General features: G+C 68.1%; 6 protein-coding genes. 1 reads left to right on the top strand and 5 read right to left on the bottom strand.

Going from position 1 to position 6,936, the window contains the following annotated elements:
• Positions 1-253: 253 nt before the first annotated feature.
• From QH196_RS11855 to QH196_RS11845, 3 genes are all read right to left on the bottom strand, one after another.
• On the bottom strand, positions 254-1,624 hold the full coding sequence (locus QH196_RS11855; RefSeq protein ID WP_280415824.1) for an alanine/glycine:cation symporter family protein: 1,371 nt from the start codon (positions 1,622-1,624) through the stop codon (positions 254-256).
• Between the two features lie 290 nt (positions 1,625-1,914).
• Positions 1,915-3,000 (bottom strand): NAD(P)H-dependent amine dehydrogenase family protein, encoded by a 1,086-nt coding sequence (locus QH196_RS11850; protein ID WP_280415823.1) that lies wholly within the window; start codon positions 2,998-3,000, stop codon positions 1,915-1,917.
• A gap of 9 nt (positions 3,001-3,009) precedes the next feature.
• Entirely contained in the window at positions 3,010-3,801 is a 792-nt protein-coding gene (locus tag QH196_RS11845) for an SDR family oxidoreductase (RefSeq protein ID WP_280415822.1), read from the bottom strand.
• Positions 3,802-3,913: 112 nt separating this feature from the next.
• Between QH196_RS11845 and QH196_RS11840 the strand changes: the two genes are divergently transcribed.
• Complete coding sequence (locus QH196_RS11840; protein WP_280415821.1) at positions 3,914-4,813, top strand: helix-turn-helix domain-containing protein; 900 nt, start codon at positions 3,914-3,916, stop codon at positions 4,811-4,813.
• Positions 4,814-4,867: 54 nt separating this feature from the next.
• On the opposite strand, the gene QH196_RS11835 is transcribed toward QH196_RS11840, so the two are convergent.
• Both QH196_RS11835 and lexA read right to left on the bottom strand, forming a co-directional pair.
• Positions 4,868-5,587 (bottom strand): histone deacetylase, encoded by a 720-nt coding sequence (locus tag QH196_RS11835; protein ID WP_280415820.1) that lies wholly within the window; start codon positions 5,585-5,587, stop codon positions 4,868-4,870.
• Between the two features lie 167 nt (positions 5,588-5,754).
• Positions 5,755-6,426, bottom strand: coding sequence for a transcriptional repressor LexA (gene lexA / locus QH196_RS11830; RefSeq protein WP_432279475.1), 672 nt, complete (start codon positions 6,424-6,426; stop codon positions 5,755-5,757).
• Between the last annotated feature and the right edge of the window lie 510 nt (positions 6,427-6,936).

The following is a 6,936-nucleotide window of genomic DNA, read 5'->3' as shown; positions in this document are numbered from 1 at the left end:
GCAGAGCTGCGGTCACCAAATCAGGTGCCTGATTCACGGCGCCGCTGCGGGGTCGTCACGGTTATCGAATCGGCCGTACCGTTACCGGGAGACCGGACGAACCTCGAGCGGAAGCTTGCCGATCCCAGGGATCGGCCCCCTTGGTCGCCCAAACCCCGGGGGGGGGCACTGCTCCCCCCTCACCCCCCCCCCCTCGCCGTATCGTCAGCGCCGTGCGACCGGACCCTCGTACCGCCTCACGCTGCGCACCGGCTCATATCGCTTCGGCCCGGATATCCAGGCCCTGTTTGCGATCGAAATAGGCCCTGGTCTCTCGGTACACCAGCGGGGACAGGATCAGCAGGCCGATGAGGTTCGGCAAGGCCATCAGGCCGTTGGCGACATCGGAGAACAGCCATACCGTCTCCAGTTCCCGGGTCGCGCCGACAAAGACCACCACGATGAACACGATCCGGTACGGGAGCACCAGGGCGTTGCCGAACAAGAACTCGATGCAGCGGTCACCGTAATAGGACCAGCCGAGGATGGTGGAGAACGCGAAGAAGACGATGCTGACCGTCACGATGACACTGCCCCAGGTTCCGGGCAGGGCATCGGCGAACGCGGTGGCGGTGAACGTCGCCGGCGAGGCATCGGTTTTCCAGACTCCGGTCACCACAATCACCAAACCGGTGAAGGAGACCACGACCAGAGTGTCGATGAAGGTCTGGGTCATCGACACCAGGGCCTGGCGCACCGGATGGGTAGTCGCGGCTGCGGCCGCGGCGATACCACCGGTGCCGAGCCCGGATTCGTTGGAGAAGATACCCCGGGCCACGCCGTATTGGATGGCCGCGGCCACGCCGGCACCGACGAAACCGCCGGTGGCGGCGGTCCCGGTGAAGGCATCGGTGACGATCTCACCGATCGCCGCGGGCAGTTCCTCGATGCGGAAGATCAGGACGGCGAGGGCGCCCAGGATGTAGAGCACGATCATGACCGGGACGAAAACGCTGGCCACCCGGCCGATTCCCTTGATACCGCCGAGGATCACCGCGGCGGCCAAGACGGTGATGATCAGCCCGGTGATCCAGGGCTCGAGGCCCCATTCCGATTCGACATTCGCCGCCACCGTGTTGGCCTGCGTCATATTGCCGATGCCGAACGAGGCCAGTACGCCGGCCACCGCGAAGAATCCGCCGAGGAAGAGACCCACCGGGCCCTTGATGCCCTGCTTCAGGTAGTGCATCGGGCCACCGGCCTGCTTACCGGCGGCGTCGGTGCGCCGGAAACGGACACCGAGGAACGCCTCGCTGTACTTGGTGGCCATGCCGACCAGCCCGGTCAACCACATCCACAGGACTGCGCCCGGACCGCCGAGCGATATCGCGGTGGCGACACCGGCGATATTGCCGACGCCCACCGTCGCTGCCAAGGCGGTCGACAAGGCCTGATAGTGGGTGATATCGCCTTCGGCGCCGGTATCGGTGCGGTCGACGAAGCCCAGACGGAACGCGAGCGCGAACCGGCGGAACTGTACTCCGCGCAGCAGCACGGTCAGATACAGCCCCGTCAGCAGGAGCAGGGGAATCAGCAACCAGGGGCCCCAGATGAAGCTACTGGCGTCGCCGAGGAACTCTTCCATACGGAAAATAACCGCCTCATGGTACGGACCGCGGCCGGCGCGGCCCTGCGGTCACCGGGTCACCGGTCGCCGGTGACATTCCGGATCGCATTCAACCACTAGGAACCGGTCGAGGTGCGATGAGAGTCCGAATGGGTGGGACGCGCGCAATCGAATGCGGTAGGCCGAAGTCCCAGGTGGCTCGGGGCGGAGGGCGGCGCGCCCGGAACAAACGGCGCGCGTCAATGGGGGTTGCCGCGCGGCGGGTGGGTATGCCATCTGCGGTCTGCCCACCCGTCGCACGGGCCGAATCATGAACTAGCAGTGCGCGTTACCCGGCCGGGACCGGTGATCAGGGGGAGGTCCAGGGTGGTCCGGATTCCCGGTGCCGCCGCCACCACCGCGGGAATGGCATTGACCACCCGCATCGCCGTGGCCACGAGCCCGGCATGGTTGTGGTCGCCGTGATCGCTGGCCAGGCAGATATCCATGCTGTAGTGCGGTTCACCGGTGATCTCCACACGGTAGGACCCGCCCTCCTGCGCCGGCTGCGGCCAGTCCGGGGCCAGGTCGGCGCGCAGCCGGGTGACGTGTTCGAGCACCGTGACCACCTCGTCACCGACCATCCCGCGAACCTCGAACCGCAGCCCGGCGGTGGTGCCGGCCGCGATCGCGCCCGCCGCGATCTCGAAATCCTCCGGTGCGGGAATCCTTTCGTGGGTTTCGGTGACGTTGTCCAATTCCACCCCGAGACCCGCCGCCAACTGCCGCACCACGCTGCCCCAGGCGAGCGACAGCACCCCGGGCTGGAGCAGCATGGGCGTTTCGTCCAGGGATTTTCCGAACCCCATGATGTCGAACATCACGGCCGCGTTGTCGTAGGTGGCGTAGTCGACGATCTCCATACAGCGGATCCGGTCGACCCGGCGGCAGGTACCCGCGAGCGCCAGAGGCAGGAGGTCATTGGCGAACCCGGGATCGATCCCGTTGACGAACAACGAGGCACCGCCCGCCGCCGCGGCCTCCTCGACGGGGCGCAGCAGGTCCTCCGGCAGGACTTTCCACGGGTACTGCAGGAACACCGGCGCGCTGGCGACAATATCGATTCCCGCCGACAGTATCGTCCGCAGATCGCCGAGCGCCTCCATGAGCCGGTTGTCCGTCATGGCGGTGTAGACCACCACATCGGGTTTCGCGGCGAGCAGCGCCGCCGTATCGGTGGTTGCCGAGATACCGGTCCGGGTCTCGAGTCCGGCGAGCTCACCGGCGTCGCGACCCTCCTTCTCGCTGCTGGACACTCGAACGCCGACGAGCTCGAGCCGCGGGTCGCCGATGATGCCGGCCAGGGCGTGCCTGCCGACATTGCCGGTGCCCCAGTGCACGACGCGATAGGTCATGAGGTCACCTCACAGATCCGGGATCGGCATATCGAGATTCGGGGCGATCAGTCCGCCGTCTGTTTCGATCACCTTGCCGGTCAGGTAGCCGCCGGCGGGGGAGGCCAGGAACAGGGCGGTGGCAGCGATATCGGCCGGAACGCCGATCCGCCCCAGCGGGGTCGCCTTCTCCAGTGCCCCGCGCAGATTGTCGTCGTCGGCGACCACCTTCAACGACGAGGTCGAGATGGAGCCGGGGGCGATGGCGTTGACCCGGATACGCGGGCACAGATCCATCGCGGACAGCCGGGTGTAGTGGGCGAGCGCGGCCTTCGCGGTGCCGTAGGCGGCGAATGCGCGACCCGGCAGGCGGCCCATGGTCGAGGTGATATTGATGATCGAACCGCCGTCGGCGGTATCGAGCATGATCGGTACGGCGGCCCGGATCAGGGCATGCGCATTGGCGACATTGAACTCGAATGCCTCCGTCATGGTGTCCGGGGAGGTGTCGAGCAGGGGTTTGGGCATCGCGCCGCCGACATTGTTCACCACGATATCGAGCCGGCCGAATTCCGCCGCCGCGGTACCGGCCAACGCGGCGCAGGCGTCGGCATCGGAGAGATCGGCCACCACGGTGTGGGCTCGCCGGCCGATGTCGCGGATCTGCCCGGCGACCGCGTTCAGATCCGTTTCGGTGCGGGCGGCGATCACCACATCCGCACCGGCCTCGGCGAAGCCCAGCGCGATCGCAGCGCCCAGACCGCGTCCGGCGCCGGTGACAATGGCGACTCGGTCGTCGAGCCGGAACCTGTCCAGAATCATGGTCTCCTCCTGAAGTGTCTACTACGCTGATGACGAATATTCGACAAACTGATACCGAATAGTCGATGCAGTGTAGGGCCCACCCGGGCCGGCGACAAGGGAGCAGATCGAGATGGCGGCTTCGGGATCCCCGCCCACCCGGCGCGTAGTGGCGGTGATCGAACTGCTCGCGCAGTCACCGCGGGCGCTCACGGTATCCGAGATCGTGGACCGGCTCGCGCTGGCCCGGGCGACGGTGACGGCCGTACTCACCGAACTGTGCGCCGCGCAGTGGGTGACCCGCGATGCGAGCCTGGCGTACCGGCCCGGCCCGGCCCTGTCCCGGCTGGCCGGCACCGAAGCCGTCGAGGCGGGCGGGGCGGTCGGCGCGGAACTTGCCGCGCTGGCGGAGGCAGCCGCATGCGGGGCGACACTGAGCCGGATCGCCGGCGATCGGCTCACCATCGTCGCGAAGCACTATGCGGGCGAGACGATCGTGCCGGGACTGTCGGTGGGGCAGTCGATTCCGCTGGCATACCCCGCAGGCGCGGCGGTGATGCCATGGCGGCCGGCCGATGAACGGGAACGATGGTTACGCTCGGCGGCCGGCCGCGAAGGTGCCCGGGATCTGCTCTACTTCGTCACCACACACGGATTCGCGATGTTCCGGCCGAAGGACGACGATGCCGGGCTGGTCGATGTGCTCACCGAACTGTTCGGCGCGCTGGGCGCCGAACTCCTGCAGCCCGCCCTGCGCGCGAAACTGCTGCGCCAGCTTTCCCGGCTGACCTCGCGGGCCTACACCACAGCCGATATCGCGACCTCCCGATCGCTTCCGGTCAGCTATGTCTCCGCTCCGGTGTTCCGCGGCGACGAGGTGCCGTACGAAGTCCAGTTCGGCCCGCTGCGAGCGGAGGTGGGACCGGCCGACCGGGAGCGCTATGCGCAGCTCATCAAGGTGGGAGCCCAAGCGATCTCGGTGGCGCTGGAAGCCGGCGAGCACACCGGCCCGGGGCTCGACCGGTCACCGTGAGGGGCCCGCGGCCATGCCCGGCCGGTTCCGGGGCGGTGGAACCGGCCGGCTCGTTCAGTCGTCGCAAAGCAGTTCGGCGACCATGCGCGGGGTCCAATACCCTGCCGCGCCCGGACGGGTGGCGAGATAGGCGGCCGTCTCGGTATCGCACCAACGGTGCGCCGCGCGCAGGCCGAGGGCGATCCGGCGCAGATAGGCCGGTGCCGGCGGGTTGCCGGGCAGGTCGCGCCAGCGCCGGTCGGCAGTGCACGTCACGATCGGCACACCCTCGTAAGACCCGGGGCACACCAGGGTTTCGTAGCGGCCGGGGCCGAACCGTGACCGGCCGGTGCGCAGTGCCTCGGTGAGATCCAGATCGGTTCCGGGCGGCCGGTACATCTCCTGCGCGGCGATATCGCTGAACTGTGCGCGGGTGAGCAGGTAGGCGCGAGCAGGTGTTTCGGCGGGCGTTACGGGATCGTAGAAGGCCCGGCCGCCGGTCCAGATCGCCGATTCGGTGGCGAAGTAGAGCAGTCCGGGGAGGACGATTCCGATCGACCGGGCGGGCGGCGTACGGTCCCGGCAACCGCGAATCGGCGGCCGGCCGGAACCGCCCGCGCCCGATACCGTGCCGGGCGTAGCCAGTGCGCCGTCCGGGGTGTCACCGACGAGGTAACAGGTCAGGCGGTCCGGGTCCGCATTCGACCCGTAGGCCGCGTACCACACCAGCTCCGGCGTGCCGGTGTCCTCGGTGCCGCAGCGTGGGCGCGCTACCGCAATGCTGTTGCCGGACATCCGAGTTCACCCCGTTCTGTTGCCGACCGCGTCCGGTGCTCCACAGGCCGGGCGGGTGAGCCCGGCGAGCGCTCCCGTTGCAGGCCGGGCCTTGCCACCTGAGCGGGACGGTGCCGCGACCACATCCCTCCGGGGGATTCGCGGCGACCGCGCAGGGGTATGGGCGCTCAGATCTTGCGGATCACCGTGACGACCTTGCCGAGGATGCGCGCGTCATTACCCGGGATCGGTTCGAACAGCGGGTTGTGCGGCATCAGCCAGACATCCTCACCGCTGCGTTTGAACGTTTTGACCGTGGCCTCGCCGTCGAGCATCGCGGCGACGATATCGCCGTTGTCGGCCACGTTCTGCTGGCGCACGACCACCCAGTCGCCGTCGCAGATCGCGGCGTCGACCATGGATTCACCGACCACCTTCAACAGGAACAGTGAACCGTCGCCGACCAGTTCGCGGGGTAGTGGGAACACGTCCTCCACCGCCTGTTCGGCCAGGATCGGGCCACCGGCGGCGATCCGCCCGAGGACCGGTACGTAGGTGGGGACGGGCTGATCGGCATTGCTGTCCTCGGTGGCCGGGACGGCAGCCGCACCCACCGGGGTATCGGCGGGCGCCAAGGTGGTGACCGAACGGACGGCTTCGTCCATACCGCGGACATCCACGGCGCGCGGGCGATTGGGATCGCGGCGTAGATAGCCCTTGCGTTCCAGGGTGCGCAACTGGTGGGCGACCGACGAGGTGGAGTTCAACCCCACTGCGTCGCCGATCTCGCGGATGCTGGGCGGATAGCCGCGCAGGCTCACCGAGGAACGGATCACGTCGAGCACTTTGCGCTGACGCACGGTGAGATCCGCCCCGGTTGCCGCCGGCTCGGGACCGGTGCCGGTCTCGGCCCCGTCACCCGTGTCTGATTGGCTCACCACAACCGCCCTTTCTCGTCGGTCTCCGCGTCCGCTGGACCCGCGCCCGGCGGGCGGATCCGCTCCGGACGTACCCGAAGTTCATACCGTGCAGTGAATCTAGTCCGGCCGCTGCGATCTATCAAACATCTGTTCGAGGTATGTCCGGCGTTGCTACTGACATCATCCCCCTTTGCATGGTAGAAATCGAACATCAGTTCGTCGAACATTTGATCGAATAACCGCCCGAGGTTCCGCGAGCGACCAGCACGGAGGTCCATCCGATGAACACTGCGATCAGCGTGACCGGCACCGGTGCGTGGGAAGACGCCACCACCCGAACGGCACTCGTTCCCCTTCCGCCGAGGGCGACCGGTATGCGACGTCCGGGCGAGGGCGAGTCACCGGTGCGGGTCCCGCACCCCGGCCGCACGTCCCGGCGCTGCGCCGCGG

Source organism: Nocardia carnea (assembly GCF_029868325.1).
GTDB classification, from domain to species: domain Bacteria; phylum Actinomycetota; class Actinomycetes; order Mycobacteriales; family Mycobacteriaceae; genus Nocardia; species Nocardia carnea_C.
The sequence above is the reverse complement of the archived record's forward strand: the minus strand, read 5'-3'. Positions and strand labels throughout refer to the sequence as shown.

Bases quoted from the DNA above. Each gene is read 5' to 3' on its own strand.
- QH196_RS11855 (WP_280415824.1), bottom strand. From the start codon at position 1,624: ATGGAAGAGTTCCTCGGCGACGCCAGTAGCTTCATCTGGGGCCCCTGG.
- QH196_RS11850 (WP_280415823.1), bottom strand. From the start codon at position 3,000: ATGACCTATCGCGTCGTGCACTGGGGCACCGGCAATGTCGGCAGGCAC.
- QH196_RS11845 (WP_280415822.1), bottom strand. From the start codon at position 3,801: ATGATTCTGGACAGGTTCCGGCTCGACGACCGAGTCGCCATTGTCACC.
- QH196_RS11840 (WP_280415821.1), top strand. From the start codon at position 3,914: ATGGCGGCTTCGGGATCCCCGCCCACCCGGCGCGTAGTGGCGGTGATC.
- QH196_RS11835 (WP_280415820.1), bottom strand. From the start codon at position 5,587: ATGTCCGGCAACAGCATTGCGGTAGCGCGCCCACGCTGCGGCACCGAG.